We start from the raw sequence: 14,285 nt of genomic DNA, 5'->3' as shown, positions 1-14,285 counted from the left end.
ACTTCGGTGACCTCGGCGCATCGAAAAGGACAAATGAAAAAGGGCCGCTGACGGGGATAATCCCGTCAACGGCCCTCGTTGCTCCTCCGACTGGACTTGAACCAGTAACCCTTCGATTAACAGTCGAATGCTCTGCCAATTGAGCTACGGAGGAAAGCGGCAGGTACAACTTTACATACGAATCGGGGTGAAGTGAAATTGGCGCTGGATCAGTCCGGACGGAGCTGCCGGCGCTGCATTTCCAGCTCCATCAGATCGCGCTGCAGCTGGTTGTAGAGCACGGGATCGGAGTTCGGGTCCATGCGCTGAAGTTGGCCCAGTTTCTCGGCCTTCTGGCGGGTGATCCGCAGCTCGGCCAGCCGGTTGAGGATGTCGCGGCAGTAGATCACCATCGCGTCGGCATCCTTCGCGGGCAGCGGCCGGACGGCCAGCTCGCTGACCATGGGGCGCAGCACGTCGGGGACTTCCCGGCGCACCCGCTCGATCCACTGGGCGGTGTCCGCTCCGGGATCGCCCGCGGCAAGCACCGCACTGTGCAGGGCGGCGTAGACGGGCACGGAGAACGGCGCCTGCGCGAATCCTTCCCATTGCGCCGGCTCAAGCAGCCCCGGCTGCTGCAGGACCACTTCGAGGGCTTCGCGTTCCATGCGCCCCACAGGGTCGCGCGGATCGGGCCGGGGAAACTGCTGCGGCCCGGGCTCGGCGTCGGCAGCAGGAACGGGCCCCCGCGCCTTCTCTGCACCGGCGGAGCCTTCGCGGCGGGCGGCCGCCGCAACAGCCCTGGCCACCTGGTCCTCCCCCACGAACTGCATTCCGAGCCACCGGGAGAGCTCCCGGGTGTAGGTCGAGCGCAGGGACACGTCACGGATCCGGGCGACGATCGGCGCGGCGTGGCGCAGCGCCTTCACCTGGCCCTCCCCCGTGGTGAGGTCGAAGTTGGCGAAGGACGCCTTGATCGCGAATTCGAACAACGGCCTGCGGTCGGCGATGAGCGAGCGGACGGCGTCGTCGCCGCGGGTCTGCCGCAGGTCGCACGGGTCGGCGCCGGTTGGCTCGACGGCGACGTAGGTCTGGGCGATGAACCGCTGGTCTTCCTCGAACGCGCGGACAGCGGCCTTCTGGCCCGCCTCGTCGCCGTCGAACGTGAAAACCACCTCTCCCCCGGTTCCGTCATCGGAGAGCAGCCGGCGGGCGATCTTGATGTGGTCGGCCCCAAACGCCGTGCCGCACGTGGCGACGGCGGTTCCCACGCCGGCCAGGTGGCAGGCCATGACGTCGGTGTAGCCCTCAACAACCACGAGCTGGCGGGTCTTGGCGATCTCGCGTTTGGCAAGGTCGATGCCGTAGAGCACCGACGACTTCTTGTAGAGCGAGGTTTCAGGGGTGTTGAGGTACTTGGGCCCTTGGTCCTCCTCGTAGAGCTTCCGGGCGCCGAAGCCCACGGTGTCGCCGGTGATGTCGCGGATGGGCCAGATCAGGCGGCCACGGAAGCGGTCGTAGAGCCGTGAGGCGTTGTTCGACGCGACGCTGAACATTCCGGTCAGCTTGAGCTCATCGAAGGTGAACCCGCGCCCGGTGAGGTGGTTCAGGAGTGTGTCCCAGCCCTGTGGTGCGTAGCCGACGCCGAAGTGGGCTGCTGCGTCGCGGTCGAATCCGCGCTCCTGCAGGAACTGGCGGCCCGCCGCCGCGCCCTGGGTGAGCAGCTGGTCCCGGTAGAACTCGGCCGCGATCTTGTGGGCGTCAAGCAGGCGCTGGCGCTTGCCGACGTCCTCCCTGCGCGGCCCGGTGCCGCCGTCCTCGTAGCGCAGTTCATAGCCAAGCCGGGCGGCAAGCTTCTCAACGGTTTCGGTGAAGGAGGTGTGATCGAGTTTCTGCAGGAACGAGATGACATCGCCGCCCTCGCCGCAGCCGAAGCAGTGGTACGAGCCCATCTGGGGGCGCACGTGGAAGGACGGGGACCGTTCGTCATGGAAGGGACAGAGGCCCTTCCACGAGCCGACACCGGCGGACTTCAGGGTCACATACCCGTCGACGACTTCCTTGATATCGGTGCGCTGGCGTACCTCATCGATGTCTTCACGCTTGATGAGTCCGGCCATGAAAACAGTCTAAGCCCGCAGCGGTTGCCGCCCGCCGTCCGCCGGGGAGATGTGGAACACCACCAGGGGCCGGGCGTGCGGGCTGGGCCGATTCCCGCTACCAGAGGGACGGGACCGGACCGACGATCCTCTCGTGCAGGGCCAGCGCCGAGCCGTCGGTGAGGGAGGCGACCTGGTCGATGACCACCCTGAGCCGGGCGTTGTCGTCGGCGGCCTCGCGGAAGTCGGCCGCGAAGGAAGGCTCGAGGTAGGCCTCGCCGTTGGCTGCGATCTGGGCGACGAGGGAGGCGAGCACCTCCCGCTGGCGCTCATACACCGGCTGGCGCTGGTCCGTCGTCATCACGTAGGTGGTGGCGAGGCCCTTCATGACGGCGATCTCGAAGAGGGTCTCCTCGGGCACCACCATCTGCGCCGCGTAGCGGGTCAGCGGATCGGTGCCGTAGATGGCCCGGGTTGCCGCGAGCGCGCTGAGGCAGAACCGGCCGATCAGCTGGCTGGTCATATTCTTCAGGGCCGCCATTGAGCGCCGGCTGCCGTCCGCCTCGCGGACCCACACCGCGGTCTTCTCGAGTCGTGCCAGTGCCGCGTCCACGGCCGCAGGGTCGCTGCCGGGCAGGTACCACTGGCGGGTGTAGCCCACTACGCGGGCCCGGGCGTCGGGGCTGTCCATCCAGCGCAGCTGAAGGTGTCCTGCCACGATCGCATCCTCGACGTCGTGGACCGAATAGGAGATGTCGTCGGCGAGGTCCATGACCTGGGCCTCGAGGCACGACCTGCCCTCGGGCGCCCCGTCCCTCAGCCAGGAGAAGACCTGCAGGTCATCTTCGTACGCTCCGAACTTCGAGGTCCGGTGCCCGTTCAGGACCGGCGCCCCCGCGGCCGTCCACGGGTACTTGCACGAAGCGTCGAGGCTTGCCCGCGTCAGGTTGAGCCCGGCGGGCGTGCCGTCGGCGCGGATGATCTTCGGTTCGAGGCGGGTCAGCAGGCGCAGCGTCTGCGCATTGCCCTCGAAGCCGCCGATGCCGTGGGCGATGTCGTTGAGGGCGGTCTCCCCGTTATGGCCGAAGGGCGGGTGGCCGAGGTCATGGGCGAGGCACGCCGCGTCGACGATGTCCGGATCGCAGCCCAGCGAGCGGCCGAGTTCGCGGCCCACCTGGGCGACCTCGAGGCTGTGGGTGAGCCGGGTGCGCACGAAGTCGTCGGTGTCGGGGGCGACAACCTGGGTTTTGGCTCCGAGCCGCCGGAGGGCCGACGAGTGAAGCACCCGTGCCCGGTCGCGTTCGAAGTCGGAGCGGTGCGAGCTCTTGGCCGGTTCGTCGACCCACCGGTGCATGTCGGCGTCGGTGTATCCGTCGGTCAGGGGGGCGAGGGGGAAGCTCATCTAACCTTTCTACCTTCCGCTGGGTGGGGTGCCTTCGCGGCCGGAGCTGCTTTGGGCCGGATTGCCGAGTGAGCTGCCACGGGCCGGTCAGCCGCCCGAAACGTCGAGTTCGGCGGCCGAGATGTCGGCCTGCTGCGCGTCGTCGAGACGGCGCGAGTCGAGCCAGTTCTGCGGCAGGGAGGTCTTCTTCGGGGTGCCTGCCCGCCCGCGCGGGCCTTCCGCGTCGGCGCCGGGGTAGGGCGATTCGGCATCGAGTTCCTCAAGCAGTGCGCGCAGCACCTCCAGGGTGGGAACGGTGGCAAGCTTGGCACGCAGCTCCCCTCCGACAACATAACCCTTGAAGTACCAGGCCATGTGCTTGCGGATGTCGCGCAGCCCCATCATCTCGTTGCCGAACGCATCGACGAGCAGTTCCGCGTGCCGGTACACGGTCTCGGCCACCTGGCCGAGCCCGGGCCGGTGGCGCTCGGCGCTGCCCTCGAACGCGTTCATCAGGTCACCGAACAGCCAGGGCCGGCCCTGGCAGCCGCGTCCGATGACGACGCCGTCGACGCCGGTCTCGCGGACCATGCGCACGGCGTCCTCGGCGCTCCAGATATCGCCGTTGCCGAGGACCGGGATGTCGGGCAGGGCGTTGCGCAGCTCGGCGATGGCGGCCCAGTCGGCCTTGCCCGAGTAGAACTGGGAGGCCGTCCGGCCGTGGAGGGCGACGGCGGCGACGCCGCTGTCGCGGGCGATGCGTCCGGCCTCGAGGAACGTGAGGTGGTCATCGTCGATGCCCTTGCGCATCTTGATCGTCAACGGAAGGCCCCCGCGGGAAGCCTCCCGGACGGCGGTCTGCACGATGGAGGTGAACAGGTCGATCTTCCAGGGCAGGGCCGCTCCCCCGCCGCGCCTGGTCACCTTGGGCACGGGGCAGCCGAAGTTGAGATCGATGTGGTCGGCGCGGTCCTCTTCGACCAGGATGCGCACGGCCGCCCCGACGGTGACGGGGTCGACGCCATAGAGCTGCACCGAACGCACCTTCTCGTCGTCGTCGTGGGAGATGATGCGCAGCGACTCGGGGCTGCGCTCGACGAGCGCGCGGGAGGTCACCATTTCGGAGACGTAGAGTCCGCCGCCGTACTCGCGGCAGAGCCGGCGGAACGCCTTGTTGGTAATGCCGGCCATGGGGGCGAGGATCACCGGGGTATCCACGGTGATCGGGCCGAGGCGCAGCGGCGGAAGGTCGAGCCGGTCCACCGGCCCTGACATCGTGTCGGCGGAGCCGGAGGCTGCGGCGGCGTCAATGGTGTCGGCGGGGCTTGGGGCGGGCCCGGCGGTCCGGGTTGATACAGCAGTCACTTAACCATTCTCGCAAGTGCGGGCAAATCGGGGGATCCGGCATCCCTAAGCGCGTGCCGGCGGGCCCGCCGCGTTATGTGCCGGCCCGCCCGCGCGGCCAGGCGTGTTGGCATGGTCAGCCTGCCGGCGTGGTCAGCGCGGCTGCGGGTCCCGCAGCGCCCGCCGGCCCTGCTGAAGGGGATCGGGTCCGGGCCCGGTGGCGGTCAGGGTGTGCCCTTCCGAGAGGGCGCGGGCGTTTTCCGCTGCGAGGACCGTGGCGTTGACCTCCTCATGCGCCGAATGCGCAGGGTGGGCCGGGTGACCGGGATGGCCGGGTTCGGCGCCTGCCGCGCCGCGGCTGCCGACGGCCTTCACCACGAGCACGGCGATCAGCGTTGTGACCGGGATGGCGAGGACGAGCCCGATCGATCCGACGAGCGTGCGCACCACCTCCTCCGCGAGCTCTCCGCTGGTCAGCGTGTCGACGAGGGCGCGGTCGTAGAGGGATACAAGGATCAGCACCGGCAGGGCCGCCCCGGCGTAGGCAAAGGCGATGGTGTAGACGGTTGAGGCGATGTGGTCGCGGCCGATGCGCATTGCGCCGGCGAACAGGCGCCGGGCCGACGTCGAGGGTGCCAGTTCGTAGAGCTCCCAGACAGCCGAGGACTGGGTAATCGTCACGTCGTTGAGCACGCCGAGGCCGGAGATGATCAGCCCGCACAGGATGATCGACGAGATGGACAGCTGGTCCGAGGCATTGACCAGCGTGTAGGCGTTCTCGTCGCCGACCCCGGTCAGGTGCGCCGTATCGGTTGACCAGGCGGCGAGCAGCGCCGTGATGGCCAGGCCGAAGACAGTGCCGAGCAGGGCCGTCGAGGTCCTTGCCGAGAACCCGTGGGCGAAGTAGAGCACCCCGATCATGATCATGACCGAGCCGACAAGCCCGAGCAGCAGCGGAGGTTTGCCCTCAACCAGCCCGGGCAGGATGAACTGGGCGAGGATGAACAGGGCCCCCACCAGACCGAGGATGGCACGCAGGCCGCGCCAGCGTGCCACAGCGATCACGACGGCGGCATAGAGGACGGCGAGCGCTGCGATGGGCACGGTGCGCACGAAGTCAACGAACACGTAGGGGGCCGAGCCGCCCTGGATCACCCCGGAAAGGTCGAGATAGCGGATGCGGTCGCCGACGCCGACAGCACTTGCCTTGGCGAGTTCGGGGGTCACCTCGACCGGCACGAGCGGGCCTCCGGCGTCCGGCGCGGCGTAGGCGACGGTGCAGCTGAGCGCCTCGCCGCCGGCGTCGACGGTGGGCTGCGACGAGGGGCAGTCCTCAAGCGAAACGCGTTGGACGGTTCCCGTCTCGAAGGCGACGCCCTCGGCTGTGGCATAGGGGTTGGCCACGGAGATCGTCGAAGCATCCCCCGAGGGCCACAGCAGGAACATCCCGACGATCGTGAGCAGTCCCACCGGGACCAGGATCGCCGCAAGCAGCGCATTCGCCCGGCGCCGCGCGGCAATCGCTGCTGGCGACGGCTCCGAATTGCCGGTGGTGGAGTGGCTTGTGCCCACGGACTTCCTTTGAAAGTGGTCGGTGCGGTGTTGGTGCGGTGGACGTGGAATCCGCCGCGGGCCCGCGCTGCTGCTACGGATTCTACGCAGGGTAGACACGCGCAATGCGCCTCCTAGGCTTAGAAACGCGGTAAGTGGGTAGAGAGCAGTATGTGACAGACGAGAAAACCAACGGAAGGTCGGCAGGAATGGGTTGGAGCCGGGGATGAAACGGAAAAGCAGAACGCAGGGCTTCTATACACCTTTTGCCGCCGGGCCGGCGGTTGAACCGGTCCTCACCGTCCGGCGCGCCCGGGGCGCCGTCAGGGGTGTGGCACTGGTCCTTCACGGGGGAAGGGCGAACAGCTTCGATCCCGTGCGCGGCAGGCACCTGAGCCCGGCGCGGATGATTCCGTTCGCCGAGCTTCTCCACCGGTGGGCGGGCGGGCAGGGCCTTGACGTGTGGTCGCTGCGGAACCGGGTGCGCGGCTGGAACGGGTCCGAGATGTCGGCTCTGCGCGACGCCCAGTGGGCTCTTGAACGCATTGCCGCAACACATCCGGGGGTGCCCGTGTATCTGGTGGGCCACTCGATGGGCGGGCTTGTGGCCCTTCTGGCGGCCGATCATCCGCAGGTGGGTGCAGCGGCGGCGCTCGCCCCGTGGCTTGAGAGCAGGACACCGGTCGAGCAGGTGCGCGGGCGGCACCTGCTGATCGTTCACGGCGATGCCGACCGGTGGACGAGCGCGCGCCAGTCACTGTTGTTTGCCGAGCGCGCCCTGCCGATTGCGGCGTCGGTCCGGTACGTGCGGCTTCGTAATGCGGGGCACTTCATGTTCCGCAAGGTTGGGCTCTGGCATTCAATGACGGCGTCGTTCGTGGTGCGGGCCTTCGCCGCCGACACCGGCGCCGCCGTGGATCCGGCCCGGTTCCGCCTTGCCGAGACCCTGCTGAACCACGAGGAGCCCCTGGGGATCACGCTGTGACCGCCACCGGACACGTCCGCGCCGATCAGCCCGCCCCACCTCCGGCAGCGGCTTTTCCAATAACCAACCCAGAACGGGGTGCTTGACCATGGCACGCGAGCTCCAACCCAATGACCGGCTTTACCGCTTCATCGTCCGCACCGGCCTCTTCCTCCGGTGGGCGCTGCGGCTGCGCGTCGCAGTGAGCGGAACTGAGAACCTCCTGCCCGCTGAGCCGGCGGCCGGCCGCTCCCGGCGCGCAGTTCCGGGTACGGGCGCGGTGGTGGCAATCACCCACTTCGGCTACCTCGACTTCGCCTTCGCCGAACTGGTGCTGTGGCGCCATGCCCGCATCCAGATGCGCTACATGATCACGAAGGCCGCGGCGTCCAACCGCTTCCTCCGCCCCGTGGTTCACGCCCTAGGCCATGTGGTGACCGACCGCAGCGCCGGTGCCGCGGCCTATGCTGACGCGCTCCAGAAGCTGCGTGCCGGTGAGTATGTCGCAATCCTTCCGGAGGCGGGGGTCAGCCGCAGCTTCACGGTGCGCCCGCTGAAGACCGGTCCGGTCCGGCTTGCAGCCGAAGCGGGGGTGCCGATCATTCCCGTGTCGGTGTGGGGTTCACACCGCCTGCTTACCCGCGGGCACGGTTTCTCCCTCCGCCGCGCCTGGCGGTCCCCTGTGCGCGTGCACATCAGCGAGCCGATCTGGCACAATGCGGAGGCCGATGTGGCCGCCGAGACCGAGAAGCTCCGCGCGGAGCTGCAGGACGGGATCAACCGGGGCATTGCGGACTTTGAAATCACCCCGGAGCCCGGCGCCTGGTGGCAGCCGGCGCATCTTGGCGGCGGGGCGATGACCGAGACCGAGCGCATCGCCGCCGACCAGCACGACGCCGCGACCGGACGGCACAGCCGGGGCTGAGCACGGCGTGTACCACCGCCTGGCCGCCGGCGGAGTGTGCCGCCGGCACGCAGGCCGTGCTGCCGGTCCTGCAGGCCTCCCGTTGTCCGGCTATCCGCCGACGACGAGCGTCTCCGGCGCCGCGGGTGCGACGCTCCCGGCAGCAAGCAGCGGCTCGAGCACGTTGACCAGCGCCGTCATCGAGTCGTCGACTTCGAGCTGCACCGGGTACTGGTGCACAAGCATCGCCAGCAGCGTTGCAACCGCGGCCTCCTGCTCGGCCGGCGGCAGCGTGGTGTCATAGCCCAGCAGCACATCGGCCGGGTTGTCGGTGCGCGCGGAGGTGTAGCTGACGGCGAACGCCGCGATCCTGCCGCCGTCGTTCTTTGGCTTGTCGCGCAGCACGATCGCCCCTCCCGCCCCGGTCGAATCGGCGAGGAGCAGCTGCTGCGCCCGCCCGAGCGTCATGTCGGCGCGGTCCCAGCCGTGGACGGCGTTGTAGAAGTCGGCGACGGCCCGGGTCAGCTCGACGGACCCGGTTGCCGCTTCCTCAAGCTGCGGCCCGGAGGCGTCATCGAACCGGGGCGCGGCAAGGGCACCCGGACTCACGACGAGGATCCGGGAACGCTGGATCGTCGAGAAGCCGACGGCCGCGGCAAAGCCCGCGCCGCTGGTTCCGGGCTGCACCTTGCTGCGCAGCGCCGGCACGCCGGAGGGCGCCGTCTCCGCCTCGTGGCGCAGCATTGTCAGCAGCGTGGAACCGACCCCCGCCCGGCGGTGGTCCTGCGCCACCTCGACATAGCACCAGAGCCGCTCGGGGTGCAGCGCCGTCTCATAGACAAATCCGGCCGCCACGGGAATGCCCTTGTCGACCGCCGTGATGCAGCGGTTCCACGGGGTGTCCGACGGCGGGCGGAACGAGCCGCGGAACTGCTCCGAGGGAGCCGATTCCGGCCCGCCCCACAGCTGCAGCAGCTCGAGGTCGTCCCCGTCCTGCCAGGCACGGTATTCCAGCGGCATCAGGCGCCGATCAAGCGTTCGGCGAGGTAACCCTGGACCTTGTCGAGGGAAACCCGCTCCTGCGCCATCGAATCGCGTTCGCGGATGGTGACCGCCTGGTCCTCGAGGGTCTCGAAGTCGACGGTGATGCAGAACGGGGTCCCGATCTCGTCCTGGCGGCGGTAGCGGCGGCCGATGGCGCCCGCGTCGTCGAAGTCGATGTTCCAGGTCCTGCGCAGCTGCGCCCCGAGTTCCTTCGCCTTCGGTGAGAGGTCCTCGTTGCGGCTGAGCGGAAGCACAGCAGCCTTCACCGGTGCCAGGCGCGGGTCGAGCTTGAGCACCGTGCGCTTGTCGACGCCGCCCTTGGCGTTGGGAGCCTCGTCCTCGGTGTACGAATCGACGAGGAACGCCATGAAGGATCGCGTCAGGCCCGCGGCCGGCTCGATGACGTACGGCATGAACCGCTCGTTGGTGCCCTGGTTGAAGTAGCTCAGGTCGGTGCCCGAATGCTTCGAGTGGGTCGAGAGGTCGAAGTCGGTGCGGTTGGCGATGCCTTCGAGCTCGCCCCACTCGGAGCCCTGGAATCCGAACCGGTACTCGATGTCGGTGGTGCCCTTGGAGTAGTGGCTGAGCTTGTCCAGGGGGTGCTCGAAGAGGCGCAGGTTCTCGGGATTGATGCCGAGGTCGGTGTACCAGTCGAAGCGGTTGGATATCCAGTACTTGTGCCACTCGTCGTCGGTGCCCGGCTCGACGAAGTACTCCATTTCCATCTGCTCGAACTCCCGGGTCCGGAAGATGAAGTTGCCCGGGGTGATTTCGTTGCGGAAGCTCTTGCCGATCTGGCCGATGCCGAACGGGGGCTTCTTCCGGGCCGTGGTCAGCACGTTGTTGAAGTTCACGAAGATGCCCTGGGCGGTCTCGGGGCGCAGGTAGTGCATCCCCTCCTCGCTCTCCACCGGGCCGAGGTAGGTCTTCATCAGGCCGGAGAAGCGCTGCGGCTCCGTCCAGCGGCCCTTGGTGCCGCAGTTGGCACAGGTGATGTCGAGCAGCCCGTTCTCGGGCGCGCGGCCCTTCTTCTCCTCGTACTCCTCCTCGAGGTGGTCCCCGCGGTACCGCTTGTGGCAGTTGAGGCATTCGACGAGCGGGTCGCTGAAGACCTCAACGTGCCCGGAAGCCTCCCACACCTTGCGGGGAAGGATGACGGCCGAGTCGAGACCGACGACATCCTCGCGTCCGCGCACCATCGACTGCCACCACTGCCGCTTGATGTTTTCCTTGAGCTCGACGCCGAGGGGCCCGTAGTCCCAGGCGGAGCGGGAACCCCCGTAGATTTCCCCCGACTGGAAGACGAAGCCCCTCCGCTTGGCGAGGGAGATGATCGGGTCGAGCGCTGATTTGGGTGCTGCCATGGGATGGTTCTCCGGTCGTCAGCGGGCCGCTGGGTGCGGTCCGCAGGGGTGGGCGGAATCCGAAAGCGGGACTGCGGTATTCCGGTGGTGAAGTTCGTCCATTAGCCTACCGGCAGCGGTGCCCCGGGCCGAATAAGCGTCGGTTGGCTACGGGCTCTCCGCCGGGTGTCCGGGACCCTGCGGAGAGCCCGCGGCGTCAGGGCCTGCCGTGCCCCGGCCCGCCGTATCCGGAGCTGACTTCCCGGCGTTCCGTCCCGCCGGGACCGGACCGGGGCGGCGGAAGGGGCGTCGCGGCCACGGCAGGGTGGTGAGCACGATCGCCCCGAGGGTCAGGAGGGTGCCGGCGACGGTCGCGAAGACCACGACCGTGCCCGGTGCCGGAAAGACGAGGTCGAGCAGCAGCGAGCCGATGAGCTGGCCGCCGATCAGCCCCAACCCGGTCAACAGGACGCCCAGGGTGCGCACCAGCACCGCCCCGAGCCCGATGAACACGCAGCCGATGGGCCCACCCAGGTAGTACCACCACTCGGCGGGCAGCGGGTTTCCCGGTCCCGCGAGGAGGACCTTCAGCGCCCAGGCCGCGAACAGGACCGCCGATCCGGTGATGAAGTTAACGAGCGTGGCGGTGATCGGGGTGCCGTAGTGCATGGCGGCGGTACCGTTCATCGCCTGCTGGAAGCTGATCAGGATCCCGGCCGCGACGGGGAGCAGGACGGGGAGCACGAGCGAGGATGCCTCCTCTGCGGTGCCGAACCGCGGCGACACGGTCCACGCCACCGACACGACGGTCAGCACCACGCCGATGATCCGCATGGGCGTCGCAGGCTTCTTGCCCGCGGGCCCCAGCCCCGCACGGTCGACGAGGAGCCCGCTGAGGGCCTGGCCCATGACGGTGGAGACGGAAAACAGTGCCACGCCGATGATCCCGATGGTCAGGGACTGCGAGAACACGAAGAACGCCCCAATGGCTCCCGCCGCGAGATACACCGGAGGGAAACGGCGCTCCTTCACCGCAGGGACGATCGTGCGGAAGCCCGCCCGTCCCCGCGGCAGTGCCAGGGAGATGAGGATCATCAGCACGAGCCCCGTGCCGAAGCTCACCGAGGCTGCCGCAAGCCCGTCGTCAAGGACGCTCCCCAACGCTCCATTGATTCTGCCCTGGAGCGGGATGGCCGTACCGGCCACCAGCGCCAGCGGCAGGCCGATCAGTGGGGAAAGGGAGGAGGGTTTGATCACCGATCAAGTTTAGTCGACCGGGACTGCCGGCCGGTCGTGCAGAATTGGAACATGAACAGCGAATTCAACGCGAAGAATCCGGCGGAAAACGTCAGCGACCTCCCGATCCGCGACGACATGATCCGGCTGGGCCAGCTGTTGAAGCTCGCTTCACTTGCCGAAGACGGCGCCGAGGCAAAGACCCTGATCGACAACGGGCTCGTCCACGTCAACGGGGAGATCGAAGAACGCCGCGGACGCCAGCTCCATCCCGGCGACACAGTGAGCGTCAACGGGCAGAGCGTGCGCATCCTCAAGGGCTGACACGGGCGGCGGCGCTAGGCCCGGTTGAGCACCGTGAGGGTGAGGAACTCGCGTACGTGGGCGAGTTCCTGCTGGCTGATGCTGTGCCACATGTTGGAGTAGAGCACCTTGGTCAGCTTGGTGTGTGAGGTCAGCCACCGGTGCGTGTACTCGATCATCTCCGGTGCGATCACGGCGTCCTCTTGGTCCCGTCCCCAGAAGAACGGCACCGAAGCCGCGGCGAGTGCATCGTCCTTGAAGAACGGGTGCTCCTGATGCGGCACCGCGAACCCGGAGAGCCCAACAACACTTGCGAAGTCCTCGGGGCGGTTGCGCAGCAGCGAGGTGGCAACGCCCATCCCCATCGAGAAGCCGAGGAGGCTGACGCTTGAATGGGCTCCCTTCACCGACTCGAGCCACTGGCCCACCCGTGCGACGGCGTCGACGACGGCTTCGACCGAATAGTCGGCGTCACGTGCGAGCGGGAACCAGGAGAAGCCCTGTCCGGCGGCGTGCGGGGCGCGCACCGACACCACCGTGAATTCTCCGGGCAGGTGGTCGGCGAGCCCCATGAGGTCAGCTTCGTCTGCCATGTAGCCGTGGAAAAGCACAAGCAGCGGTGTGCCGGCGCGCTGCTCGGGGGGCCGGGACCACAGGGCCACAGGCTCCCGGACGGGGGCGGAGACGGCGTCGGATCCGGGATTTGTCATTCCGATATTCTGGCACGCAGCCCTCTGTGCCGCGGAATCGGGCGGAAGCCGCCGCTGCACCCGGCCGGCCGTTGCCCACGTCACGGGGTGGGCGTTCGCTCGCTAAAGAGGGTAGGGACTTGGCAGGATGGAACTGTGCAACCAAAACTTTCCGAGCAGCCCGACGACTCCCTCTCCGGGACGGGAGGCGATGCGTCCGCTGCCGAGCGCCCGCCGGAACCCGTGCGCGACGACCAGGCCGCCGGCCTGCCGCACCCGTGGCGGCGCTACGTGGCCCTCGGTGATTCCTTCACCGAGGGAATCGGCGACCCGAACCCGGAAAGCATGGGCGGCAACCGCGGCTGGGCCGACCGGGTGGCCGAGGAGCTCGGCCGCGGCTGCAGCAGCTTCTCCTACGCCAATCTTGCGGTGCGCGGGCGGCTGCTTCAGCAGATCGTCGACCAGCAGGTGGAGCCGGCCCTTGCACTCCACCCCGACCTGATCTCGATTTCGGGAGGCGGGAACGACCTGCTGCGGCCCGGCGGAGACCCCGACCGCCTTGCCGAGCGCCTCGATGCGGCGGTCCAGGAGCTGTCAAGCGGGGGTGCGACGGTTGTTCTGTTCACCGCCCCGGATGTCCGCGACAGCGTTCTCGGTACGGTGAGGTCCAAGGCCGCGATCTTCAATGAGAACCTCCGCACCGTTGCGGCACGGCACGAGGCGGTGGTTGCCGACATGTGGGCGCTGCGCGAGCTGGTTGATCCCCAGATGTGGTCTGAGGACCGCCTTCATTTTTCGCCGCTGGGGCACCATACGATCGCCATCATGGTCCTCGACACGCTCGCGGTGAACCACACCCTTGAGCCGCTGCATCCCAAGGCGGTTCCCGTGAAGAACTGGCGCACCGCGCGCGCTGAGGATTTCGTCTGGGCGCGCGAGTACTTCGTGCCCTGGGTGCTTCGCCGGCTGCGCCACCGCTCGTCCGGAGACGGACGGGCTCCCAAGCGCCCCGAGGCCTCCGCAATTTTCGGCCCGGGGATGCCGCCGGGCGCCTAGCGGCAGCCCGGCCGGCGCCGGCGCTGCGTCCGCACCGCGGTGGCCGGCATTTTCCACCTGCCCGGCGTTTTCCACCTGCCCTGCCAGGCCTCCCCGCCGCTGTCCTGGCGGCCGGCGTCCTAGCTGCCGGCGTCCACCTCACCGTTCGCGACGGCGTCGGCGTACGTGCTGAGGTCCGGCCCCGGCTGGAAGTCGACGAACTGGGGTTGGAGCTTCTGGAAGAGGAACTCGTAGACCTCCTCGCGGCTGCGCCCGCCGAGGGTCTGCGCCGCTTCCTTCACCGCCTCCTGCAGCGCCCGGTCGGCGTCAAGCAGGATCTTTTGGCGTGCTTCTTCGTTCCAGCCGATCGTGTTCAGTTCCATTAACAGCTCCTCCTGCAGTGTGGAAAGGTT

Annotated in this window: 13 protein-coding genes and 1 tRNA gene; 4 read left to right on the top strand and 10 right to left on the bottom strand. The window is 68.4% G+C overall.

Annotated elements, in window-relative coordinates; translation table 11 throughout:
• Window positions 1-81 precede the first annotated feature (81 nt).
• From AC4D2R_RS15350 to AC4D2R_RS15330, 5 genes are all read right to left on the bottom strand, one after another.
• A tRNA-Asn gene (locus tag AC4D2R_RS15350) sits at window positions 82-154 on the bottom strand.
• A gap of 55 nt (window positions 155-209) precedes the next feature.
• The gene (gene dnaG, locus AC4D2R_RS15345) at window positions 210-2,099 is read right to left on the bottom strand and encodes a DNA primase (RefSeq protein ID WP_490903847.1); all 1,890 of its coding nucleotides are present in this window, start codon (window positions 2,097-2,099) and stop codon (window positions 210-212) included.
• Window positions 2,100-2,196: 97 nt separating this feature from the next.
• Window positions 2,197-3,480 carry a deoxyguanosinetriphosphate triphosphohydrolase gene (locus AC4D2R_RS15340; RefSeq protein ID WP_490940995.1) on the bottom strand — a complete coding sequence of 428 codons (1,284 nt, stop codon included), beginning with the start codon at window positions 3,478-3,480 and terminating at the stop codon, window positions 2,197-2,199.
• An 87-nt stretch (window positions 3,481-3,567) separates the two neighbouring features.
• A complete protein-coding gene (gene dusB, locus AC4D2R_RS15335) occupies window positions 3,568-4,734 on the bottom strand; it encodes a tRNA dihydrouridine synthase DusB (RefSeq protein WP_490903909.1) in 1,167 nt (388 codons plus the stop codon).
• A gap of 222 nt (window positions 4,735-4,956) precedes the next feature.
• Window positions 4,957-6,375, bottom strand: coding sequence for a YibE/F family protein (locus tag AC4D2R_RS15330; protein WP_490940994.1), 1,419 nt, complete (start codon window positions 6,373-6,375; stop codon window positions 4,957-4,959).
• A gap of 205 nt (window positions 6,376-6,580) precedes the next feature.
• Between AC4D2R_RS15330 and AC4D2R_RS15325 the strand changes: the two genes are divergently transcribed.
• Window positions 6,581-7,339 carry an alpha/beta hydrolase gene (locus tag AC4D2R_RS15325; protein ID WP_490940993.1) on the top strand — a complete coding sequence of 253 codons (759 nt, stop codon included), beginning with the start codon at window positions 6,581-6,583 and terminating at the stop codon, window positions 7,337-7,339.
• Window positions 7,340-7,427: 88 nt separating this feature from the next.
• Window positions 7,428-8,243, top strand: a complete 816-nt coding sequence (locus tag AC4D2R_RS15320) for a lysophospholipid acyltransferase family protein (RefSeq protein WP_490940992.1) — start codon at window positions 7,428-7,430, stop codon at window positions 8,241-8,243.
• A 90-nt stretch (window positions 8,244-8,333) separates the two neighbouring features.
• Here AC4D2R_RS15320 and AC4D2R_RS15315 read toward each other — a convergent pair whose 3' ends face one another.
• From AC4D2R_RS15315 to AC4D2R_RS15305, 3 genes are all read right to left on the bottom strand, one after another.
• Window positions 8,334-9,242, bottom strand: a complete 909-nt coding sequence (locus AC4D2R_RS15315) for a GNAT family N-acetyltransferase (protein WP_490940991.1) — start codon at window positions 9,240-9,242, stop codon at window positions 8,334-8,336.
• On the bottom strand, window positions 9,242-10,630 hold the full coding sequence (locus AC4D2R_RS15310; RefSeq protein ID WP_490940990.1) for a glycine--tRNA ligase: 1,389 nt from the start codon (window positions 10,628-10,630) through the stop codon (window positions 9,242-9,244). The genes AC4D2R_RS15315 and AC4D2R_RS15310 overlap by 1 nt, the downstream gene beginning before the upstream one ends.
• A gap of 147 nt (window positions 10,631-10,777) precedes the next feature.
• Entirely contained in the window at window positions 10,778-11,866 is a 1,089-nt protein-coding gene (locus tag AC4D2R_RS15305; protein WP_490940989.1) for a DMT family transporter, read from the bottom strand.
• A 51-nt stretch (window positions 11,867-11,917) separates the two neighbouring features.
• Here AC4D2R_RS15305 and AC4D2R_RS15300 point away from each other — a divergent pair, with 51 nt between their 5' ends.
• Window positions 11,918-12,169: an RNA-binding S4 domain-containing protein gene (locus AC4D2R_RS15300; protein WP_490940988.1), complete on the top strand. Its 252-nt coding sequence runs from the start codon at window positions 11,918-11,920 to the stop codon at window positions 12,167-12,169.
• 14 nt (window positions 12,170-12,183) lie between these two features.
• Here the strand turns inward: AC4D2R_RS15300 and AC4D2R_RS15295 are convergent, their stop codons facing one another.
• Window positions 12,184-12,858, bottom strand: coding sequence for an alpha/beta hydrolase (locus AC4D2R_RS15295; RefSeq protein WP_490940987.1), 675 nt, complete (start codon window positions 12,856-12,858; stop codon window positions 12,184-12,186).
• Window positions 12,859-13,080: 222 nt separating this feature from the next.
• On the opposite strand from AC4D2R_RS15295, the gene AC4D2R_RS15290 reads away from it, so the two are divergent.
• Window positions 13,081-13,893 (top strand): SGNH/GDSL hydrolase family protein, encoded by an 813-nt coding sequence (locus tag AC4D2R_RS15290; RefSeq protein WP_490941109.1) that lies wholly within the window; start codon window positions 13,081-13,083, stop codon window positions 13,891-13,893.
• Window positions 13,894-14,012: 119 nt separating this feature from the next.
• On the opposite strand, the gene AC4D2R_RS15285 is transcribed toward AC4D2R_RS15290, so the two are convergent.
• On the bottom strand, window positions 14,013-14,255 hold the full coding sequence (locus tag AC4D2R_RS15285; RefSeq protein ID WP_490903857.1) for a hypothetical protein: 243 nt from the start codon (window positions 14,253-14,255) through the stop codon (window positions 14,013-14,015).
• Between the last annotated feature and the right edge of the window lie 30 nt (window positions 14,256-14,285).

This window comes from Arthrobacter sp. TJ-217 (assembly GCF_058269255.1).
The sequence above is the reverse complement of the archived record's forward strand: the minus strand, read 5'-3'. Positions and strand labels throughout refer to the sequence as shown.